The 21,547-nt window shown below is 30.6% G+C and carries 22 protein-coding genes; 19 read left to right on the top strand and 3 right to left on the bottom strand.

Translation table 11 applies throughout. The annotated features are described in order from the left end of the window. Window positions 1-7 precede the first annotated feature (7 nt). The 10 genes from P2G10_RS09380 (at window position 8) to P2G10_RS09335 (ending at window position 11,066) form a co-directional block, all read left to right on the top strand. Window positions 8-1,243 carry a TolC family protein gene (locus P2G10_RS09380; RefSeq protein ID WP_275316271.1) on the top strand — a complete coding sequence of 412 codons (1,236 nt, stop codon included), beginning with the start codon at window positions 8-10 and terminating at the stop codon, window positions 1,241-1,243. Between the two features lie 36 nt (window positions 1,244-1,279). Beyond that, window positions 1,280-1,537 (top strand): heavy metal-binding domain-containing protein, encoded by a 258-nt coding sequence (locus tag P2G10_RS09375; RefSeq protein ID WP_275316269.1) that lies wholly within the window; start codon window positions 1,280-1,282, stop codon window positions 1,535-1,537. Between the two features lie 88 nt (window positions 1,538-1,625). After that, on the top strand, window positions 1,626-2,363 hold the full coding sequence (locus P2G10_RS09370) for a heavy-metal-associated domain-containing protein (RefSeq protein ID WP_275316268.1): 738 nt from the start codon (window positions 1,626-1,628) through the stop codon (window positions 2,361-2,363). Between the two features lies 1 nt (window position 2,364). Continuing rightward, window positions 2,365-3,156 carry a cation efflux transmembrane domain-containing protein gene (locus P2G10_RS09365; protein WP_275316267.1) on the top strand — a complete coding sequence of 264 codons (792 nt, stop codon included), beginning with the start codon at window positions 2,365-2,367 and terminating at the stop codon, window positions 3,154-3,156. A 12-nt stretch (window positions 3,157-3,168) separates the two neighbouring features. Next, entirely contained in the window at window positions 3,169-4,911 is a 1,743-nt protein-coding gene (locus P2G10_RS09360; RefSeq protein ID WP_275316265.1) for an efflux RND transporter periplasmic adaptor subunit, read from the top strand. A 47-nt stretch (window positions 4,912-4,958) separates the two neighbouring features. Further along, window positions 4,959-5,315: a hypothetical protein gene (locus P2G10_RS09355; protein ID WP_275316264.1), complete on the top strand. Its 357-nt coding sequence runs from the start codon at window positions 4,959-4,961 to the stop codon at window positions 5,313-5,315. 9 nt (window positions 5,316-5,324) lie between these two features. Continuing rightward, window positions 5,325-5,711, top strand: a complete 387-nt coding sequence (locus P2G10_RS09350; RefSeq protein ID WP_275316263.1) for a YchJ family protein — start codon at window positions 5,325-5,327, stop codon at window positions 5,709-5,711. 71 nt (window positions 5,712-5,782) lie between these two features. After that, a complete protein-coding gene (locus tag P2G10_RS09345) occupies window positions 5,783-7,555 on the top strand; it encodes an AMP-dependent synthetase/ligase (protein ID WP_275316262.1) in 1,773 nt (590 codons plus the stop codon). Window positions 7,556-7,628: 73 nt separating this feature from the next. Further along, window positions 7,629-9,401: an AMP-dependent synthetase/ligase gene (locus tag P2G10_RS09340; RefSeq protein WP_275316261.1), complete on the top strand. Its 1,773-nt coding sequence runs from the start codon at window positions 7,629-7,631 to the stop codon at window positions 9,399-9,401. A gap of 42 nt (window positions 9,402-9,443) precedes the next feature. Continuing rightward, entirely contained in the window at window positions 9,444-11,066 is a 1,623-nt protein-coding gene (locus P2G10_RS09335; RefSeq protein WP_275316260.1) for an RluA family pseudouridine synthase, read from the top strand. A gap of 2 nt (window positions 11,067-11,068) precedes the next feature. Here P2G10_RS09335 and P2G10_RS09330 read toward each other — a convergent pair whose 3' ends face one another. Together P2G10_RS09330 and P2G10_RS09325 are read right to left on the bottom strand one after the other, a co-directional pair. Beyond that, entirely contained in the window at window positions 11,069-12,364 is a 1,296-nt protein-coding gene (locus P2G10_RS09330; RefSeq protein WP_275316259.1) for an MFS transporter, read from the bottom strand. Window positions 12,365-12,443: 79 nt separating this feature from the next. After that, entirely contained in the window at window positions 12,444-13,253 is an 810-nt protein-coding gene (locus P2G10_RS09325; protein ID WP_275316258.1) for a M48 family metallopeptidase, read from the bottom strand. A gap of 127 nt (window positions 13,254-13,380) precedes the next feature. Here P2G10_RS09325 and P2G10_RS09320 point away from each other — a divergent pair, with 127 nt between their 5' ends. The 6 genes from P2G10_RS09320 to folD all read left to right on the top strand — a co-directional run bounded on the left by P2G10_RS09320 (window position 13,381) and on the right by folD (window position 18,327). Continuing rightward, the gene (locus P2G10_RS09320) at window positions 13,381-14,247 is read left to right on the top strand and encodes an alpha/beta hydrolase (protein WP_275316257.1); all 867 of its coding nucleotides are present in this window, start codon (window positions 13,381-13,383) and stop codon (window positions 14,245-14,247) included. 2 nt (window positions 14,248-14,249) lie between these two features. Beyond that, entirely contained in the window at window positions 14,250-14,717 is a 468-nt protein-coding gene (gene msrB / locus P2G10_RS09315; protein ID WP_275316256.1) for a peptide-methionine (R)-S-oxide reductase MsrB, read from the top strand. A gap of 48 nt (window positions 14,718-14,765) precedes the next feature. Continuing rightward, window positions 14,766-15,320, top strand: coding sequence for a DUF1572 family protein (locus P2G10_RS09310; protein WP_275316255.1), 555 nt, complete (start codon window positions 14,766-14,768; stop codon window positions 15,318-15,320). A 55-nt stretch (window positions 15,321-15,375) separates the two neighbouring features. Next, complete coding sequence (locus P2G10_RS09305) at window positions 15,376-15,900, top strand: DinB family protein (RefSeq protein WP_218772369.1); 525 nt, start codon at window positions 15,376-15,378, stop codon at window positions 15,898-15,900. Between the two features lie 144 nt (window positions 15,901-16,044). Next, window positions 16,045-17,373 carry a signal recognition particle protein gene (ffh, locus tag P2G10_RS09300; protein WP_275316254.1) on the top strand — a complete coding sequence of 443 codons (1,329 nt, stop codon included), beginning with the start codon at window positions 16,045-16,047 and terminating at the stop codon, window positions 17,371-17,373. Window positions 17,374-17,448: 75 nt separating this feature from the next. Next, window positions 17,449-18,327, top strand: a complete 879-nt coding sequence (folD, locus tag P2G10_RS09295; protein WP_218772367.1) for a bifunctional methylenetetrahydrofolate dehydrogenase/methenyltetrahydrofolate cyclohydrolase FolD — start codon at window positions 17,449-17,451, stop codon at window positions 18,325-18,327. Between the two features lie 42 nt (window positions 18,328-18,369). On the opposite strand, the gene pepE is transcribed toward folD, so the two are convergent. Continuing rightward, window positions 18,370-19,071 carry a dipeptidase PepE gene (pepE, locus tag P2G10_RS09290; RefSeq protein ID WP_275316253.1) on the bottom strand — a complete coding sequence of 234 codons (702 nt, stop codon included), beginning with the start codon at window positions 19,069-19,071 and terminating at the stop codon, window positions 18,370-18,372. 70 nt (window positions 19,072-19,141) lie between these two features. Here pepE and P2G10_RS09285 point away from each other — a divergent pair, with 70 nt between their 5' ends. Genes P2G10_RS09285 through P2G10_RS09275 form a run of 3 tightly spaced genes read left to right on the top strand, consistent with a single transcriptional unit; the run spans window position 19,142 to window position 21,535 of the window. Continuing rightward, window positions 19,142-19,921, top strand: a complete 780-nt coding sequence (locus tag P2G10_RS09285; protein WP_275316252.1) for a carboxypeptidase-like regulatory domain-containing protein — start codon at window positions 19,142-19,144, stop codon at window positions 19,919-19,921. Between the two features lie 4 nt (window positions 19,922-19,925). Then, entirely contained in the window at window positions 19,926-20,747 is an 822-nt protein-coding gene (locus P2G10_RS09280) for a carboxypeptidase-like regulatory domain-containing protein (protein ID WP_275316251.1), read from the top strand. Continuing rightward, window positions 20,744-21,535 carry a carboxypeptidase-like regulatory domain-containing protein gene (locus P2G10_RS09275; RefSeq protein WP_275316250.1) on the top strand — a complete coding sequence of 264 codons (792 nt, stop codon included), beginning with the start codon at window positions 20,744-20,746 and terminating at the stop codon, window positions 21,533-21,535. Before P2G10_RS09280 ends, P2G10_RS09275 begins: the two co-directional genes overlap by 4 nt. Window positions 21,536-21,547: the final 12 nt, after the last annotated feature.

Raw genomic sequence — 21,547 nt, 5'->3', positions numbered from 1 at the left:
ATATATCATGAAAAATATATCCATTATATACAAAACTGTCTTACTTCTTGGTTCTTTTTTCTTTGTTCTAAACACTCAAAGTCAAGAATTAGAAACTTATATCAATAAAGCTTTAGATAATAATCCAGAAATTAAAAAGTTTGAATTGCAATATTCTATTGCTTCCGAAAAAGTAAATGAAGTAAATGCAATACCTAATACTGAGTTTGGTGTTGGTTATTTTATAAGTGAGCCAGAAACAAGAACAGGAGCACAACGTTTTAAGATTTCTGCAAAACAAATGATGCCTTGGTTTGGAAGCATTACAGTAAGAGAAAATTATGTAAGTACTTTGGCTGATGTTAAATTTGAAGATATTGTAATAGCTAAAAGAAGACTAATTTCTTCGGTTTCGCAATCCTATTATACTTTATACGCAAATAAGACAAAACAGTCAATTTTAATTGAAAACATTAAACTGCTTAAAACCTACGAAACATTAGCTTTAACATCTGTTGAAGTTGGTAAAGCATCTGTGGTAGATGTATTGCGATTGCAAATGCGTCAGAATGAAATGCAACAATTATTAGAAATCTTAGATCAACAATTTTTGGCTGAACAAACTAAATTTAATAAACTATTAAATCAGGATAAAGCGATTAAAATTAATGTTATAAATAAATTGAATTTCCCTTCTGAAGATTTTGAAATAGATTCTGATAATTTAGCATTACATCCTGAGTTATTAAAGTATGATAAGTTGTATCAATCTATAGAAAAATCGGAATTACTGAATCAAAAAGAAAGCAGTCCGATGATTGGTTTTGGTTTGGATTATATAAATGTTGAAAAGCGCTCGGAAATGAACTTTAATGATAACGGAAAAGATATTATTATGCCAATGGTTTCTATTTCTATTCCGATTTTCAACAAGAAATACAAATCAAAAAGCAAGCAAAATAAGCTGCAACAACAAGAAGTAGCGACTCAAAAACAAGAACGATTCAATAATTTAGAAACAATTTTAGACAAAGCTTTAAAAGATAGAACCTCAGCAAGAATTAGTTATAAAACGCAAACTAAAAACTTAAAACAAGCTAAAAATGCTGAAACTATTTTGGTAAAAAGTTACGAAACAGGAACAATTAATTTTAAAGATGTTTTAGACATTCAAGAATTACAATTAAAGTTTCAAATGAATCAAATAACATCTATCAAAAAATATTATTTACAAACTACTATTATTAACTATTTAACCAATTAAAATTCTATTATTTATTAACTATAAAATCAATTTAAAATGAAAACAATAAAAACAATTTTAGGAGTATTCGTATTAGGTATTATGCTAACAACTGTATCTTGTAAAGACGCAAAAAAAGAAACTAAAACTAACGAAACCGAAGAAGTAGCAAAGAAAGGAAAAGAACATACATCTGCGTATGTTTGCCCGATGCATTGTGAAGGTAGCGGAAGCGAAATGGAAGGTGAATGCCCTAAATGCGGAATGGATTACGTAAAAAAAGAAGAACATAATGCTAACGAGCATAAGCATTAATTAATATTATCTCTAGCAACATCGTATTAAACATAATGTTGCTAGATTTTACCTATAGTTTATATATTGAATTTTAAAATTAATAAAAATGAAGCACACATATAAAGTATCTAAAATGACTTGTGGCGGTTGTAAAGCATCTGTTGAAAAAAACTTAAACGCTTTAGAAAAAGTAACATCAGCTGTTGTTAATCTTGAAAAAGGAGAAGTAGATGTTAGTATGAATAGTCATATAGCTTTAGACGAATTGCAAAAAGCATTACCTTCTAAATATACTATTTCTATGAAAGAAGATAAAAAACCCTTAGTTTCTTCTCAACCTTCAAGCTTTACAACTGAAGGAGAAAAAACGAAACTTCAACAACTAAAACCACTGTTACTTATCTTGTTTTATATAACCGTTGCTAGTGTATTATTACATTATAAAAATTGGAGCTGGAGTGAATTTATGCTCGATTTTATGGGTTTATTTTACATTGTATTTAGCTTTTTTAAAATGTTAGATTTAAAAGGATTTCCAGAATCTTTTAAAATGTATGATCCTTTAGCAAAACGCATTCCTATTTATGGATGGATTTATCCTTTTATTGAAACAGCTTTAGGTTTAATGCTCTTGATGCGATTTGAAGTAAACATCGCCTTAATCATTACGCTTGTTGTGCTAGGAATAACAACAATTGGAGTAACAAAAACATTATTAGATAAAAAATCAATACAATGTGCTTGTTTAGGAACCGCTTTAAAGTTACCGATGACAGAGGCTACGTTTATAGAAAATACAATTATGATTGTAATGACTTTATTAATGCTCTTAAATATATTTTAAAATGAAGAAAACTATCTTTAAAATATCAAAAATGGATTGTCCTTCAGAGGAAAACCTGATTAAAATGAAGTTATCTGATGTTGATGGTATTAAACAACTTGATTTTAACTTAAAAGATAGAATTTTAACAATATTTCACACAAATAATGCCACCTATATCGAAGAAGCGATAAAGGACTTAAACCTAAAAGAACATAAAATTAGCTCAGAAAAAACAAGCATTACTCTCAATGAATCCAAAACGAGTCAGTCAAAAACTTTATGGACCGTACTCTTAATAAACTTTTTATTTTTTTTAATAGAAATGTATACCGGTATTATTTCAAAATCGATGGGTTTAGTTGCAGATAGCTTAGACATGCTTGCAGATTCTTTTGTGTACGGATTAAGTCTTTTTGCTGTTGGAGGCACTATTTTAAAAAAGAAACGCATCGCAAAATATGCTGGTTATTTTCAAATATTACTTGCTACCATAGGTCTTATAGAGGTTGTACGAAGGTTTATAGGTTTTGAAATACTGCCAATCTTCTCTACAATGATTACAGTGTCTGTTTTTGCCTTAATAGCAAATGGTATTTGCCTTTACATTTTACAAAAATCAAAAAGTAATGATGCACATATGAGAGCAAGTATGATTTTTACCTCTAATGATGTTATCATAAACATTGGAATAATAATAGCGGGTCTATTAGTAAATTGGTCTAACTCTGGTATTCCTGATTTAATAACAGGAATCATTGTATTTGTGTTTGTAATTCAAGGAGCAACAAGAATTTTAAAATTAAGTAAATAAAAAATTACTGTAATGAAAAAATATATAATTTATATAGGGGTATTAGTAATAGGGTTATTATTTGGGTGGTTATTATTTGGTAATTCACCTAATAAAGATACTTCTCATAATCATTCTCAACCAGCTAAAGAAACGAACCAAAAGTGGACCTGCTCTATGCATCCACAAATTATGCAACCCGAAGCTGGCGACTGCCCTATTTGTGGTATGGATTTAATTCCTGCTGAAACAAGTGCAGAAGGATTAAATGCTGATGAGTTTAAATTAACTAAAAACGCCATGGCGTTGGCTAATATTCAAACATCAGTTGTTGGTAATAGTCTTAATGAAGACACTACATTTAAATTAACAGGAAAGATTGGCGAAAATGAAGATGCAAACGTAATACAAGCGAGTTATTTTTCAGGAAGAATAGAACGTTTAAATATTAGCTCAATAGGAGAAGAAGTAAAAAAAGGACAACTATTAGCTACTATTTATTCACCTGAATTATTTGCAGCCCAACAAGAGTTAATAACAGCTTCAACACTAAAAGAATCACAACCTGAATTGTATAAAGCTGTGCGTAATAAATTAAAACTTTGGAAAATTTCTGAAAATCAAATTAATCAAATTGAAACATCGCAAAAAGTAGCAAAGAATCTTCCTATATATGCAAACGTTTCAGGTACTGTGTCTGAAAAACTAGTAGCACAAGGCGACTATGTGAAACAAGGACAAGCTTTATTAAAAATAACAAATCTAACTACCGTTTGGGCTTTATTTGATGTGTATGAGAATGAAATCTCGTTATTTAAAAAAGGACAAGATATTACGGTTACCACCAATGCTTATCCGAATAAAAAGAATAAAAACAAAATAGCTTTTATAGAACCAACTTTAAACACTAAGACGAGAACAGCTAAACTTCGTGTGGTGTTAAATAATAAAAATAGAGAATTTAAAACAGGAATGTTTGTTGAAGGAAATATTAAGAGTACAATCTCTAAAAAGAAACAACTTTTAATGATTCCTACATCGGCAGTATTATGGACTGGAGAACGCTCTGTGGTGTATTTAAAAACAAACCCTAATGAGCCAATTTTCGAAATGAAAGAAATTACAATAGGTAAACAATTAGGCAAACAATATGAGGTTGTTGATGGGCTCGTAAACGGAAACGAAATTGTAACCAATGGTACATTTACTGTTGATACTTCTGCACAATTACAAGGCAAAAAATCGATGATGAATAAAACAACTGCTGATCATGAAAAGCATCTAGAAACAAATATATTAAACATCACAAAAAATGAGCGACTTAAAGTACCTGTTAAATTTCAAGAACAATTAAAAATTGTTTTAAATAATTATATTGAACTAAAAGACGCTTTAATTAAAGATGATTTTAATACTGCTACTATTGCTACAAAAAAGACGATCGCTAATTTAACCAAGGTTGATATGAAGCTACTTAAAAAAAACGATGCACATATAAAATGGATGTCTTTTGAAAAGGAAATTAAAGCAGCTCTTAACATGATTTTTAAAGCTACTGATATTAAGATGCAAAGAAATTACTTGAATAGCTTGTCATTAAACTTAATAAGTGCTATTGAAACTTTTGGAATAAACGAGAAAGTGTATAGTCAATTTTGTCCTATGGCAAATAGCGATAAAGGTGCATATTGGTTAAGTAAAGAAGAGAAAGTTCTAAACCCTTATTTTGGCGATGCCATGCTTAAATGTGGTAGTATAAAAAAGGTGATTGAATAATTTATTAAACAATACACTATTCATAATTCAATATTTTTTTAAAATCAATGACAGTTCAAGATTTAGTTGGAGCTTATAACATTATCGGTAACAATCAAGACGCCGAAGAACACACCTACAAAGGTGTACTATCTTTAAGTTTGGATGTTAATAATCGAATTATTGCTGATTGGCTGATTAATGATGAGCAAAAGCAAATTGGAACTGGTTTTTTTAATGATAACATATTGGTTATTAATTTTAAATATAAAGGAACTGATAAAAACACTTATAAAGGCGTTGTTATTTATCGCTGTATATCTAAAGATATTTTAGATGGTTTTTGGTCTGAAAAACATGGTAATCCTTTATATTTAGGTAAAGAACGTTGTTTTAGAATAAAAGAAAATGAACTTTTAAATTAATTTTTTATTATGCAATGCCCTTGTAATCCGTCTAAAAAATATAGTGATTGCTGTGAAAAAGCACATCAAAACATCCAAACCGTCTTAACTGCTGAGGTATTAATGCGATCGAGATACAGTGCTTTTGTATTGGCTGATATTAACTACTTAAAAAAAAGTCACCACTCAAGTATTCGACCTTCTGACAAAGAAAATAAAGAAATTTTACAATGGACAAAATCTGTTGAGTGGATTAAATTAGAAGTGTTAAACACTACAAAAGGAACAAAAAAAGATTTAACTGGAACAGTTGAGTTTAAAGCCTTTTTTATAGAAAATGCTAAAATTGATGTAATATATGAAAACTCTTCTTTTTGTAAAGAAAATAATCATTGGGTATATTTTAAAGCAGATTAAAATAGCTAACTAATAAAAACAACTTGTTTTTTTAAACTTATTTTTTATAGATTTATGCCAAACTAATTTATATGCATAAACCAATACAGGTAACACGTCTTTTCGACTTTCCTTATTATCAACTTAGCCAATATCCACAAGAAAAATGCTTTGTTTCAAAAGAAAAGAATACTTGGATTAATACATCAACAAAAGATTACATTAAAAATGCAAACACCGTTAGTAGCGCTTTATTAAACTTAGGAATAAAGCCTGGAGATAAAATAGCAGTTATTACCAATACCAATCAACCAAAATGGCATATTTTAGATATTGGTATATTACAAATAGGAGCTATTAATGTGCCGCTTTACCCAACTTTTTCTGAAAAGGACTATGCATATGTTTTAAATCATTCAGATAGTATTTATTGTTTTGTTTCTGATAATGATTTATATGAAAAAGTACTTGCAGTTCAAGATCAAACACAACTTAAAAAAGTTTTTACGTTCGAAGATATCGCTACAGATTATAGCTGGAACTCTTTTTTATCTTTAGGAAAAAATGAAGAGAACCAACACCTTATTAACAAAAAAAAAGATTTGATAAAAGCCACAGATTTAGCTACAATAATATATACATCAGGTACAACAGGCACACCTAAAGGTGTTATGCTTTCTCATGAAAATGTAGTTAGTAATATTTTTGCAGTAGCCGAATCACTAGATTTAAATGACCATAAAAAAAGAGCTATTAGCTACCTTCCTATTTCCCATATTTTCGAAAGAGCAGCTTCTTACTATTGCCAATACATGGGATTTGAAATTTATTTTGCCGAAAGCATCGATAAAATCGGAGAAAACCTAAAAGAAGTACAACCTAATTTTATGGCTGTAGTGCCTAGGTTATTAGAAAAAGTTTTTGATAAAATTGTTGATAAAGGAAGTAATTTAACTGGTTTAAAAAAACGTTTATTCTTTTGGTCTTTGAAATTGGCAGAGCAATACAAACCGTATAAAGAAAACGGATGGTGGTATGAATTTCAATTAAAAATAGCTCGCAAACTTATTTTTTCTAAATGGAAAGAAGCTTTAGGAGGAAAATTAGATTTTATGCTTGCCGGAAGCGCACCAATGCAACCTCGTTTAATAAAAACGTTTACTGCCGCAGGTATACCTGTTTTTGAAGGCTACGGAATGACAGAAACGTCACCCGCTGTTTCTGTAACAGATATGCGTAATAAAGGTTTTAAAATAGGTACTGTTGGTAAAGCAATTAAAGATGTTAGTATAAAAATTGCGGCAGATGGTGAGATTTTAGTTAAAGGCCCTAATATTATGATGGGCTATTATAAAAACGAGACGCAAACAAACGAAACTATTAAAAACGGGTATCTACATACCGGTGATATTGGAGAAATAGACGATGATGGTTTTTTAAAAATTACTGATAGAAAAAAAGAAATTTTTAAAACCTCGGGCGGTAAATATATTGCCCCTGCTGTATTGGAAAGCGAATTAAAAAAATCTCGTTTTATAGAACAAATTATGATAATTGGAGAAAGTGAAAAAATGCCTGCTGCTCTAATACAAGTTTCTTTCGATTTTGTAAACGAATGGGCAAAAAGACACAGTTATATACTTAATGATGTAGCTATCAATCAAAAATTAATTGACCGAATTCAAAGAGAAATTGATTACTACAATAAAAAATTTGGAAAATGGGAACAAATAAAACGCTTCGAAATAACTAGTGATGAATGGACTGTTAATGCTGGTCATTTAACGCCTACATTGAAAATGAGACGGAAAATTATCTTAGAAAAATATAAAAATTTATACAAAAAAATATATAATTCTCAATAAATCAACCACTAAGCTAAAACTTGTACAATCGGGGTATTTTACCTATTTTGCAAGGCGCAAAAACATTAACTTTATGTCAATTAAAATTACCCGTCTTTTTGATTTCCCTTATTATCAACAAGAAACTTATAATTTAGAAAAAGCCCTTACCACCAAATACAACGGTAAATGGGAATCAATATCTACCAATGAATATATAGATAAAGCGAACACCATTAGTAGAGGTTTATTGCGTTTAGGTATACAACCTAATGATAAGATTGCTGTAATATCAACAAACAACCGTACGGAATGGAACATATGTGATATAGGTATTTTACAAACAGGTGCACAAAATGTACCTATCTATCCTACTATTTCGAAAGAAGATTACGAATATGTTTTAAATCACTCTGAGTCTATTTATTGCTTTGTTTCTGATGAAGTTGTCTTAGAAAAATTAAATCAAATTAAAGGGAACACTAAATTAAAAGGGATTTTTACTTTTGATGACATTGCTAATGAAAAAAGTTGGAAAGAAATTTTAGAATTAGGTAAAGATACAAGTAATCAGAACGAAGTTGAAGCACGTAAAAATGCAGTTACTTCTGATAGTTTAGCAACCTTAATCTACACCTCTGGTACTACTGGAAGACCAAAAGGAGTTATGCTTTCTCACGGAAACATTGTTTCTAATGTTTTAGCTAGCGAAAAGAGAGTTCCTCTATTATATGGAAAAGAACGCGGATTAAGTTTTTTACCTATCTGTCATATTTTTGAACGCATGATATTGTATTTATATCAATACTGTGGTGTTTCTATCTATTTTGCAGAAGGAATTGATAAACTAAGTGAAAATGCGCAAGAAATTAAACCACATGTAATGACTGCAGTTCCTAGACTGTATGAAAAAATTTATGATAAGATTTATGCTAAAGGAGCTGATTTATCAGGAATTAAAAAAGCATTATTCTTTTGGGCTATCGATTTAGGTTTAAAATACGAACCATACGGAGCTAACGGATGGTGGTATGAGAAACAATTAAGTGTTGCGCGTAAATTAATTTTCTCTAAATGGCAAGCAGCCTTAGGTGGTGAGTTAAAATTAATGGTTTCTGGTTCTGCCGCTTTACAACCGCGTTTAACAAGAATATTTGCTGCTGCAGGAATGCCGGTTATGGAAGGTTATGGTCTTACCGAAACCTCTCCTGTTATCTCTGTAAATGACGTTAGAAATGGCGGATTTAGAGCAGGTACTGTTGGTAAATTAATTGATGGACTAGAGTTAAAACTTGCTGAAACTGGTGAAATTTTAGTAAAAGGACCTAATGTAATGTTAGGGTATTATAAAGATGCTGAAAAAACAGCAGAAGTATTAAAAGATGGTTATTTCTATACAGGTGATAAAGGAGAACTAGATAAAGATGGGTTCTTAACAATTACTGGTCGTACTAAAGAAATGTTTAAAACTTCTGGTGGAAAATATGTTGTTCCGCCATTATTAGAAGGTGAATTAAAACAATCTCGTTTCATAGAACAGGTTATGGTTATTGGTGAAGGAGAAAAAATGCCGGCAGCTTTAATTCAGCCTAATTTTATTTTTGTAAAAGAATGGGCAAAAAGACATAATCTTAAATTCGAAAATAATACCGATTTAATAAATAATCCAAAAGTAATTGATCGTATTCAAGAAGAAGTTACGCTTTGTAATTCTAAATTTGGAAAATGGGAAGCTATTAAGCGATTTGAATTAACCGCTGAAGAATGGTCTATAGATGGAGGACACCTTACTCCTACTATGAAAATGAAACGTAAAATTATCAAAGAAATTTATAAAGATTTATACGATAAAATATATAGATCTTAACTTTATAAAGTGTTGTGAAAGCAACACTTTATTCTTTTTATCATGAATAAATTCACCTCTTTTATTACTGGAGTAAGCAAAGTATCACTACCTAAAAACTTTGATTACCCGCACAACTACACACCACATTCTTTAGCTAAAACAGCGGCTAAAGAACTGCAAGAATATTTAGAAAATCAAACAGATTTTAATCATAATTTTGGATTAAAAAACCCGAATAGCAAAGATGCTTTGGGTAAAATGTTTGGCGTATTGGTCGTTAAAAAAAATGATGGAGAAATAGGTTATTTAGCTGCTTTTTCAGGTAAAATTGCAGAAACTACTCATCATAAAAAATTCGTACCACCGGTATACGATGTTTTAGTTGAAAACGGAGTGTTCTTAAAAACAGAAGAGAAAAACAATCAAATTAATCTTCAACTTTCTGAACTAGAAAGTAATATTGATTATTTAACAATTAAAAAATCATATTTAAAAAGGGTTTCTAGAAATGAAACTCTTTTAAGTGAAGAAAAAAAAGTAATTAAAGCACGCCGAAAATTAAGAAAAGAGCTGTCTAAACAAGACAATCAACTTAATATTAATGAGGAGTTTTATTTACGTGAATATGAAGTTTATTTAAACACTCAAATAGCTTCTCTGCAAGAAGAATACAATAATTACTTATTACAAATACAGCAACTAAAACAACAACGAAAAGAACTTTCTGCAGCTGGTCAACAAGAAATATTTAAACAATATCAGTTTTTAAACGCTAAAAATGAAAAAGAGAATTTATTAAACATCTTTAAAGATTCTACTCAAAATATTCCTGCCGGTGCTGGTGATTGTTGTGCTCCGAAATTACTACAATACGCTTTTTTAAACAACCTCACTCCTATTTGCATGGCAGAATTTTGGTGGGGAAAACCATCGGCTACTGCTGTTCGAAAACACCAACATTATTATTCGGCATGTACCGGTAAATGTAAACCTATCTTACACCATATGTTACAAGGATTAACTGTTGATGACAATCCGCTAATAGCGCAGTTTCAAGTAAAAAAAGAAATAGAGGTTATATTTGAAGATGAGTATCTGCTTGTAATCAACAAACCACACGAATTATTATCTGTAGCAGGAAAAGAAGTTAAAGACTCGGTGTATAGTCGAATTAAAAAGAAATATCCAAATGCTACCGGCCCATTGATTGTTCATCGCTTAGACATGTCTACTTCCGGCATTTTATTGATCGCTAAAAACGAAATTATTCATAAAAATCTACAAGCGCAGTTCATCAACAGAACTATAAAAAAACGCTATGTTGCTTTATTACATGGCTCTTTATATAAAAAAAACGGTGAAATAAACTTACCGCTAAGAGTTGATTTAGATGATAGACCTAAACAATTAGTATGCTACGAACAAGGTAAAAAAGCTCTTACTAAATGGGAGGTTATTGAAGTTGTAGATAGTAAAACAAAAGTATATTTTTATCCTATTACAGGTCGTACACATCAGTTACGAGTACATGCAGCACATCAGTTAGGCTTGAACATACCTATTGTAGGTGATGATTTATATGGAACAAAAGCTAACAGGTTATATTTACACGCAGAAAACTTAAGCTTTAGGCATCCTATCAGTAAAAAAGAAGTACAATTTACTTCTCCTGCTCCATTTTAAATTTAGGCTACGTATTTAGTTCTCTTTAGCGTGCTTAAAATAATGAATGATATTAAAAAGAAAATAGCTAAACATAAAACTGACCATTGCATAGAATCGGTAATTGCATATAACGCTCCGTAAACAGAAGTTCCTAAAACAATTGCTATTTTTTCTGTTACATCATAAAAACTAAAATACGTTGCGTGGTCTTCTGTTTCTGGTAATAATTTAGAATACGTAGATCGTGTTAGCGACTGTATAGCTCCTTGTACCAAACCCAACATACCTCCTAATCCGTAAAAATATAACGCCACATTTTCTTGAGATTTATCTAATGAAAATGCAAAAAAACAAACAAGCATCCATATCGCAATCGTCAATTTTAAAGCTTTAAAATTTCCGTACTTATCTGAAAACCTAGAAAAAATTAAGGCTCCGAAAATAGCTACAACTTGTACCAGTAATATGGTAGCAATCATATTGGTAGATTCTAAGCCTAACTCTGAAGAACCAAAAATAGCCGCCATTAAAATGATGGTTTGTACACCAATACTCAAAAAGAAAAAGGCTAATAAAAATCGTTTTAATGTAGGGTAATTTAACACCTCTTTAAATACAACTTGTAGTTCTTTATACCCTTTCCATATATAATCATTATCAGGTTGTTTGTTATAAATATCTCCTGGTAAACGGCGAAAGGTTATTTGAGCAAAACCAATCCACCAAATACCAACCATCACAAAAGAAAGCCGAGATGCCATACCAGATGTGATTCCTAATGTTTCAGGAAACATAATCATTCCTAGATTTATTATCAATAAAACAACTGAACCAATATATCCATAGATAAAACCTTTTGCACTCGCTCTATCTTGTTGTTCTGGCAAAGCTATTTCTGGTAAATATGCATTATAAAAAACCCAACTTGCCCAAAAACCGATACTTGCTAAAATGGTAAACCAGATACCGATCCAAACCGTATCTACGCCTTCAAAGAAATACAATGCAATTACAGATAAACCTCCCATCCAACAGAAAAATTTCATGAATTTTTTCTTACTTCCTGTATAATCAGCGATTCCTGATAAAATTGGAGAAATAAATGCTACTACTAAAAAAGAAAATGACAATGCATAACTGTACAAGCTATCTGGGTGCTCCCAATCCATTCCTAAAAAACGAACTGTTTTACCTTTTGTTATAGCACTATAGTACAAAGGAAAAACAGCAGTACTAATTACTAAAGAGTATACTGAGTTTGCCCAATCGTAAAATGCCCATGCATTAATTAATTTCTTATCTCCTCTTTTATACATATATCTAATATCTTATAATAAAAAAACCGCTCATAAAATGAACGGTTTGCAATATAATATAAAATAATTTACTCTCTAATTATTTTCCAGGTACATTAAATTTTGCTGCTAATTTTTTTGCTTCTGGTAAATATGACCTAAGTGTATTAATACGTGTTTGATTAGAAGGGTGCGTGCTCATAAATTCTGCCGGAGCTTTTTGTCCCTTTGTTTGTTGACTCATTCTTACCCAAACCTCGGCAGCTTCCGAACCATTATAACCCGCCATTAACATAAACACTAAACCTAATTTATCTGCTTCTGTTTCGTGACTTCTACTAAAAGGCAACATTACACCTACTTGAGTTCCCAAACCATAAGCTGTATTAAAAATAGCTGAATTTTTACTATTTCTAGTACCTAAAGCTACTGCTGCACCACCTAATTGTTGTAATTGCCCAGTAGACATACGTTCTTGACCATGCTTTGCAAAAGCATGTGCTACTTCGTGCCCCATAACCGCAGCAATACCGTCTTCGTTAGCACAAATTGGTAAGATACCTGTATAAAAAACAACTTTACCTCCTGGTAAACACCAAGCATTTACAGTTTTATCTTCTACTAAATTAAACTCCCATTTATAGGAATCTGCTTCAGATTTCATTCCGTTTGCTCTCATGAAACGATCTACAGCTTCCGAAATATTTTTACCTACTCTTTTAATTTGATTAGATTTAGAAACGTCTTTAGATAATTTATTTTCTTCTAAAAACCCTTTATATTGTGCAAAACTAGCAGGTAACACTTCTGCGTCACTTACAAAGTTAAGTCGTTTTCTTCCTGTAATAGGCACTGTACTACACTCTATTAAAAATATTGCAACAATTCCTATGGCTATAATTCTTTTCATTTATTATTGTTTTTATTTATTTTTGATTGTTTTAGTTAAGACACACTAAAAAATAGTGTCACAAAAGTAGTAAACAATTTGTACGTTTAAACTTACAAATTCTATCTTTATCTTAAAAATTATTTACATGAATTTTAAAAATTCAATATTATTTCCTCCAAGTTTAAGCATTCCTAAACCAATTATATTAGTAGCGAAAACTACTCAGTTTTTCTCAACCAGTTTAACAGCTAAGCTTGGCATAAAATTATTTAGCACTCCTATAAAATTTACTATCCTGAAAAGAGAAAAAGTAATGCTAAAAAGCGCACAGAAGAAAACAATAACCATACCTAATATTTCTAAAAAAGTAGAAATACTATCTTATGGATATTCTAAAAAGAAAGTTTTACTAGTACACGGTTGGGCTGGAAGAAGCACACAATTATTTATGATTGCTGATAAACTTTTAGAAAAAGGATATATGGTTATCTCTTTTGATGGTCCTGCTCACGGTAACTCTGAAGGAAAAACAACGATGATGCCCGATTTTTTAGACACCATTACCGAAATAGACAATCACTTTGGACCTTTTGATGCTGCCGTAGGGCATTCTTTTGGTGGTATGTGTTTATACAACAGTGTGGCTGATAATTTTAAAATTAATAAGTTGGTAACTGTTGGTGCTGCTGATAAAATTTCTGACGTTATTTTAAACTTTACTAAAAACTTAAAAGTAAAGTCGGTTGTTGCTTCTAAAATGAAAAGCATTTTTGATAAACAATGGAATACAGACATAGACCTTCATTCATCGAGTATTGTTGCTAAAAATATAAACATTCCTGTTTTAATAGTTCATGATTCTAATGATGGCGATGTTCCTGTAAGTTGCGCAATAAATATTCGTCAAAATACAAAAGAAGGAAAACTTTTAATCACCAAAGGCTTAGGTCACACTAAAATACTTCGTAACAAAAAGGTAACTTCTAATATTGTTGATTTTATTATTCAGTAATTATGAAAAATAGTATAATAGCTTTATTTTTAATAACATTTGTTAATTGTTCGGGGATTGCTCAAGACAAAAAAACATATAAAGTTTCAAAAACAGCTAAAGAATGGAAAAGTATTTTAACACCAATACAATATTATGTTCTTAGAGAGGCTGGTACCGAACGTCAAAACTCTAGCTCTTTAAATAATAATTATAAAAAAGGGTTATATGTTTGCGCCGCTTGCAATACACCTCTGTATAAATCTAAAAACAAGTATGATTCTCGTTCTGGTTGGCCTGCTTTTGATAGGGCGATAGAAAAAAATGTTGAATTAGATGTTGATTATAAAATAGGTCATGCACGTACCGAGTTAAAATGCAATACTTGTGGCGGTCATTTAGGACATGCATTTAATGATGGCCCAACAAAAACAACAGGCATTCGTCATTGTATTAATGGCGCTGCACTAAATTTTATCCCTAAAAAATAATTCAATTAAAAATAGTACATTAGAGCTGATATAATCAGCTCTTTTTTTATGGATGCATCTTACTTACCAAGTGCAATAAAACAGTTTGAATATTATAAACTTTTAGGAGATAAAACATTTGCGCAATTAAATCGTGATCAGTTTTTCTGGAAACAAAATAAAGAAGACAGTTCTATAGCTATTATTGTAAAACATATATCAGGCAATATGCGTTCTCGTTGGACCTGTTTTTTAACAGAAGATGGAGAAAAAGAATGGCGTAACCGAGATGATGAATTTATAAATTCTTTTACCTCACAAGAAGAAGTAATCGCTTGTTGGGAAATGGGTTGGCAATGTTTATTTAACGCACTAAATACTATAACTAAAGAAAATTCTGATACTATAGTTTATATCAGAAACCAAGGTCATAGTATAACAGAAGCCATAAATAGACAATTATGTCATTACTCGTACCACATTGGTCAAATCGTTTTTTTAGGTAAATTATCAACTGGAGATGATTGGAAATCTTTATCTGTAGCAAAAGGAAACTCTAAAGAATATAATGCTGAAAAGTTTAGTAAAGAAAAATCTCGTAAACGTTTTACAGACGATTTATGAAAAACAAATCCGTTTACTTGAATAAATTTCAGGTTTGCAAAAAAACTATTTTATAATGGAAAAAGAAACTATAATTTCTTTATTAGAGGATAAACATCAAGAGTTATTTAATTGGATACATAAACAACCTGAAGATTCTTATGAAAAGGGTCCTGAAGGAAAATGGACTACCGGACAACACATTGTTCATTTAGTAGCTTCAATAAAGCAAGTAAATAATGCATTGAGTTATCCTAAATTTTTATTAAAATATAAATTCGGAAGTTCAAACAGAGAAGTTCGTTCTTATGATGAAGTTGCAAAACGCTATCAAGAGAAGCTTTCTAAAAATCAAGAAAGAGCCAGGAAATTTAATATTGAAATAAAAACACCTTCAAAAATTAAATTTAACCAATTATTAGCAACTCTTCAAGTACAAAATAAAAAACTACAACACAAAACGAAGCGTTGGAAAAACAAAGATTTAAATTCCCTAATTCTTCCTCATCCATTAATGGGTAAAATGCCAATTAGAGAAATTATTATGTGGACTGGTTATCATACCGAGCATCACACTACTATTTTAAAAGAGAAGCATTAGTTTTTAATTTTTAACCTTCTTGAAAAATTACTTAATTTTATTTATCATCTATTTTTCTTAAAAAAAGACTAAAAATCTAGCATCTAAAGTCTAACATCTAAAGTCTAATTACTATATTTGTGCCTCTAAAAATGAAGCCGATACATGTTTAATAATTTAAGTGAAAAGTTAGATAAAGCGTTACACACGCTTAAAGGACACGGAAAAATTACTGAAGTTAATGTTGCAGAAACGCTAAAGGAAGTTCGTAGAGCTTTATTGGATGCCGATGTTAACTTTAAGATAGCTAAAGATTTTACAAAAAGAGTTCAGAAAAAAGCGATAGGTCAAGACGTATTAACTACGTTAAACCCTGGCCAATTAATGGTAAAGTTAGTTAAAGACGAACTTACTGAATTAATGGGAGGTGATACTGTTGGTGTTAACTTAGGTGGCTCTCTTATTGTAATTTTAATGTCTGGTTTACAAGGATCTGGTAAAACTACCTTTTCTGGTAAATTGGCTAACTTCTTAAAAACTAAAAAATCTAAAGAGGTATTATTAGTAGGTTGTGATGTGTATCGTCCTGCCGCTATTAATCAGTTACAAGTTGTTGGAGAACAAATTGGTGTTGATGTATATGCTGAAGTAGAAAATAAAAATCCTGTTGAAATTTCTTTAAATGCTATTAAGCATGCAAAAGCAAACGGTAAGAATGTAGTTATTATTGATACTGCCGGTCGTTTAGCTGTTGATGAAGAAATGATGAATGAAATTTCTAACATTCACAAAGCTGTTAATCCGCAAGAAACATTATTTGTTGTAGATGCTATGACAGGGCAAGATGCTGTAAATACTGCAAAAGCCTTTAATGATATTTTAAACTTCGATGGTGTTGTATTAACCAAATTAGATGGTGATACACGTGGTGGAGCTGCTTTATCGATAAAATCGGTCGTAAATAAACCAATTAAGTTTATTGGTACTGGTGAAAAGATGGATGCAATTGATGTATTCTATCCAGATCGTATGGCAGATCGTATTTTGGGTATGGGAGACGTTATCTCTTTAGTAGAACGTGCTCAAGAACAATACGATGAAGATGAAGCTAGAAAATTACAAAAGAAGATTGCTAAAGATCAGTTTGGTTTTGATGACTTTTTAAGTCAAATACAACAAATCAAAAAAATGGGTAGCATGAAAGATCTTGTAGGTATGATTCCTGGTGCAGGAAAAGCCCTAAAAGATGTTGAAATAGAAGACGATGCTTTTACAGGTATCGAAGCAATTATACAATCTATGACTCCGCTAGAAAGAAGTACACCTTCTTCCATAAACGCAAGTCGTAAGAAAAGAATAGCAAAAGGTTCTGGTACCTCTGTTCAAGAAATAAACCAGTTAATGAAGCAGTTCAATCAGATGAGCAAAATGATGAAAATGATGCAAGGTGGTGGCGGAAGAAAAATGATGCAAATGATGAAAGGAATGAAATAATATAAAAGAGAAGCTGCTGTGGCTTCTCTTTTTTTTTACATATAAGTTTAACAATCACTACAACACAACAACACAATGATTTTACTAGACGGTAAAAAAACATCCGCAGATATTAAAGAAGAAATTGCTCTTGATGTATTAGATTTAAAAAATCAAGATAAAAAAACACCTCATTTAGCAGCCATTATTGTTGGTAACGATGGCGCTAGTTTAACCTACGTTAACGCAAAGGTAAAAGCATGTGACCGTGTAGGTTTTGAATCTTCTTTAATTAGACTTTCTGAAGAAACAACCGAAGAAGAATTACTTAATGAAATTGCCATTTTAAATATCGATAATGATATTGATGGTTTTATTGTACAGTTACCACTACCCGATCATATTGATGAACAAAAAGTATTAATGGCCGTAAATCCGGATAAAGATGTAGACGGATTTCACCCAACAAATGTTGGTAAAATGGCCTTAAACTTACCTACGTTTATTTCTGCTACGCCTTTTGGAATTTTAGAATTGTTAGATCGCTATAATGTTGAAACTAGCGGGAAGAATGTTGTCGTTATTGGTCGTAGTCATATTGTAGGTAGCCCAATGAGTATTTTATTGGCTCAGAAAAGAAAAATAGGTAACGCAACTGTTACTTTAACACATAGTAGAACCAAAAACTTAAAAGAAATTACTTTACAAGCTGATATTATTATTGCTGCTTTAGGTATTCCTGAATTTTTAAAAGCCGATATGGTTAAGGATAATGTTACTGTTATTGATGTTGGAATTACCCGTGTTGCCGACTCTTCTAAAAAACGAGGTTTTCGTTTAGTTGGTGATGTTGCTTTTAATGAAGTATCTGAAAAATCAGCATTTATAACACCAGTTCCTGGTGGCGTAGGTCCAATGACTATTGCCATGTTACTAAAAAACACATTACTCGCTTGTAAACGAAATGATTTATAACAAGTAAAAAAACTCCAAACATTTGTTTGGAGTTTTTTTGGGCTAAATTTTTATTTCTTTATTTGTTGCCAATTCAACAGGCATCTTATCTTTTTGAAATAATCGAGCAGATAAACTCCCTTTTAAAACAATCGAATCTCCATTTACTTCTAACCAACTTCCTTCTCGCAAACCTAAAACTGAAGTCATATTAAATACATGATACTCCTTTATTCTTGTTTCACGGGTTTCTCCCATATGCGTAGAATTTTCAATAGGATCTAAATAATGTGCATTTATATTAAACGGAATAAATTCTAACGTTTTAAAACTTGGCGGATATACAATTGGCATATCGTTGGTATTCATCATCGTTACTCCGCAAATATTACTTCCGGCACTGGTTCCTAAATAGGGTGTTCCGTTCTCTACAACTTCTTTTAAAGCGCTTATTACATCGTTTTTATATAATTGATTTACCAGTTCAAAAGTATTTCCTCCACCTGTAAAAATCCCGTCCGCTTGTTTTAATGCTTCCTTCGGATTCTCGAACTCATGAATACCTTTTACTTTTTTAGCAATCGTAGCAAAAGCTTTTTTAGCAGTAGCTGTATACTCGTCGTAACTTATTCCGCCAGGCCTTGCATAAGGAATAAATAAAATAGTATTCGCTTCTTTAAAGAAAGTAGTTAGCGTTGGTAATATATATTCTAAATATCCGCTTCCGTGAATCGTTGATGTACTAGCTATAATAAGTTTTTTCATACCTCAAATTAACAAAAATTTACCATCCTTTTAAAACATTTTTAAGACAAGTAGGTAGTTTCTTTGTAAAATGAGAAAGTTTTTATTTTTTATATGCTACTTAACTTCATTAATTATCGTTGCTCAAAACAATGCTAAAATTGTTTCCGGAACTATTTATTTAGATAGTTTAGCTTTGGAAGACGTACATATTATCAATCCTAAATTAGATATCGGTTCGGTTTCTGATAAACAAGGTCGTTTTGAAATTCTTGCTGCAAAAGGTGATGTTTTAATAATTTCTCACGTAAACTACGAATATAAAGAACACCTTATTACAGAGGATGATTTAAGATTACAACAGATTAACATTCATTTAGATAGTAAAACTTATATGTTAGATGAAATTGTTCTTAAAAAAAAGAAAGGTATTTTTGAAGTTGACAAAGACATACTAATATACAAAGGCCCAATTGTTAATGCCCAAACATTAAAGTTACCGTACGCTAAAAACCAACAGATTAAAGGTAAAAAAACGGTAGCTATTAACTCAGGTTTGTCTGTTAATTTAGGTGGACTCGTGAATGCTTTGAACGGTAATACAAAACAAAAAAAGGTTTTTAAAAAATTAAAGATCGAAGATGAAAATATCCTTAAAATAAGAAAGCATTTTACAGATAGCTTCTTTATTTATCAGCTGAAAATAACAAAAGAAAACATCAATCCGTTTTTAGAATTTTGCATCTCAAAAGGTATTATCAATTTATATAGAAAAGATAAATTTTTAGAACTTACTACAGTTTTATTGGATAATAGTAAAAACTCTCCGTATCTTTTACATAAAGAAAACACTCGGGTTACTCAAAAATAAATCTATGAAAAAACAACTACTCTTACTTTTATTTTTTTTAACTATTTCTTTTAAAATCTTTGCTCAAGAAAATCGAAAATTTATATATGCTACGATAAAAGATAAAATCGGAGCAGTATCTAACGCACATATAATTAATCTAAAAACAAACCAAGGAACTTATACTGATGAAGAAGGTGAGTTTAGGATCTTAGCAAAAGTTAATGATTCCTTACAAATATCGTTTGTTGGCTATAAAACAACCTTTTTTAAGGTGAAAATTAAGAATTTCGGCTTATTTAAGAATGAAATTATTTTAGAAAAAGAGGCTCTTGAGCTTGATGAAATTATATTAAAAAAACATGATTTAATAGGCTCATTAGGTGTTGATGCAAAAAAAACACCTAAAGATATTGGAAAAGACAAATCTAAAAGTGCTTTAGATTTTTCGATGATAGATTTTGAAAAAGTGGTTAGTACTACCGTTGATGCTATAGACCGTTCTAAAGCGCCAAACATGCAAAAACAAACGGATCCTACAGCTAAATTTGCTGGTGTAGGTGGTGGTTTTAATTCTGGTCCCGATAAATATGCTGCAGAAAAAAGAAGAGTTCGAAAAGAAATTAAATATAAAGAGAATTTTCCTAACATGTTAATTTCTCAGTTTGGTGAAAAATTCTTTTTTGGTGAATTAAAAATTCCAAAAGAAAAATATCACCACTTTTTAGCTTACTGTAATTCCTTAAATATAGAAGAACTATATAAAGATGGCAAAGTCTTAGAAATGTTAAAAATATTGCAACAAGAAAGTATAAGTTATTTAAAAATTATAAATTCACCCGAATGAATAAACGGTTAGTCTTTTTTATTATATTAATTTCTTTTTTAAAAACACAATCTCAGGAAAATCGAAAATTCTTGTATGCTGATGTAAAAGATAAGATTGGCGGTGTTTATAACGCGCATGTTGTTAACTTAAATTCTAAACAAGGTACTTTTACCAATGAAAATGGCGAATTTAGAGTTTTAGCAAAAGTAAACGATTCTTTGCAAATATCTTTTATGGGTTATAAAACAGCTGTTTTTATTGTGAAAATTAAGCATTTCGGAATACAAAAAAACAGCTTTGAGTTAGAGAAAACATTGTATGAATTAGATGAAGTTGCCTTAAAAAAAAATAATCTTTTAGGGTATTTAAGTTCAGACAGTAAAAATATTACCTCTACAAAAGAAATAAATGCAGAAACATTAAAAATTCCTTATGCTGGCTCTAGAATAATGACGCCTGCCGAAAGAAAATTACATACTGCAATGGGAGGAAGTCATCCGATAGGCTTAACCTCTGTTTCTTTAGATTATATCATTAATAGTATTTCCGGAAGGATAACTAAACTCCGAAAACTTAAATCTATTGAAACATTAGAGATAAAAGTAAAAAAATTAAAAAACACGTATTCTAAGCATATTGTAAAGGAGTATAACATCAAAGAATCAGACGTTTACAAGTTTATTTATTTTTGTACTTCTGATGAAAATTTTAATCAGATTTATAATTCAGGTGACATAAATATGATTCTATTTTTAAAAAAGAAATCCGAAGCCTTTAAAAAACTACATTCAAACAATTATAATTAGTAATTTGGCGCA

Source organism: Tenacibaculum bernardetii (assembly GCF_029125915.1).
Lineage (GTDB): Bacteria > Bacteroidota > Bacteroidia > Flavobacteriales > Flavobacteriaceae > Polaribacter > Polaribacter bernardetii.
The sequence above is the reverse complement of the archived record's forward strand: the minus strand, read 5'-3'. Positions and strand labels throughout refer to the sequence as shown.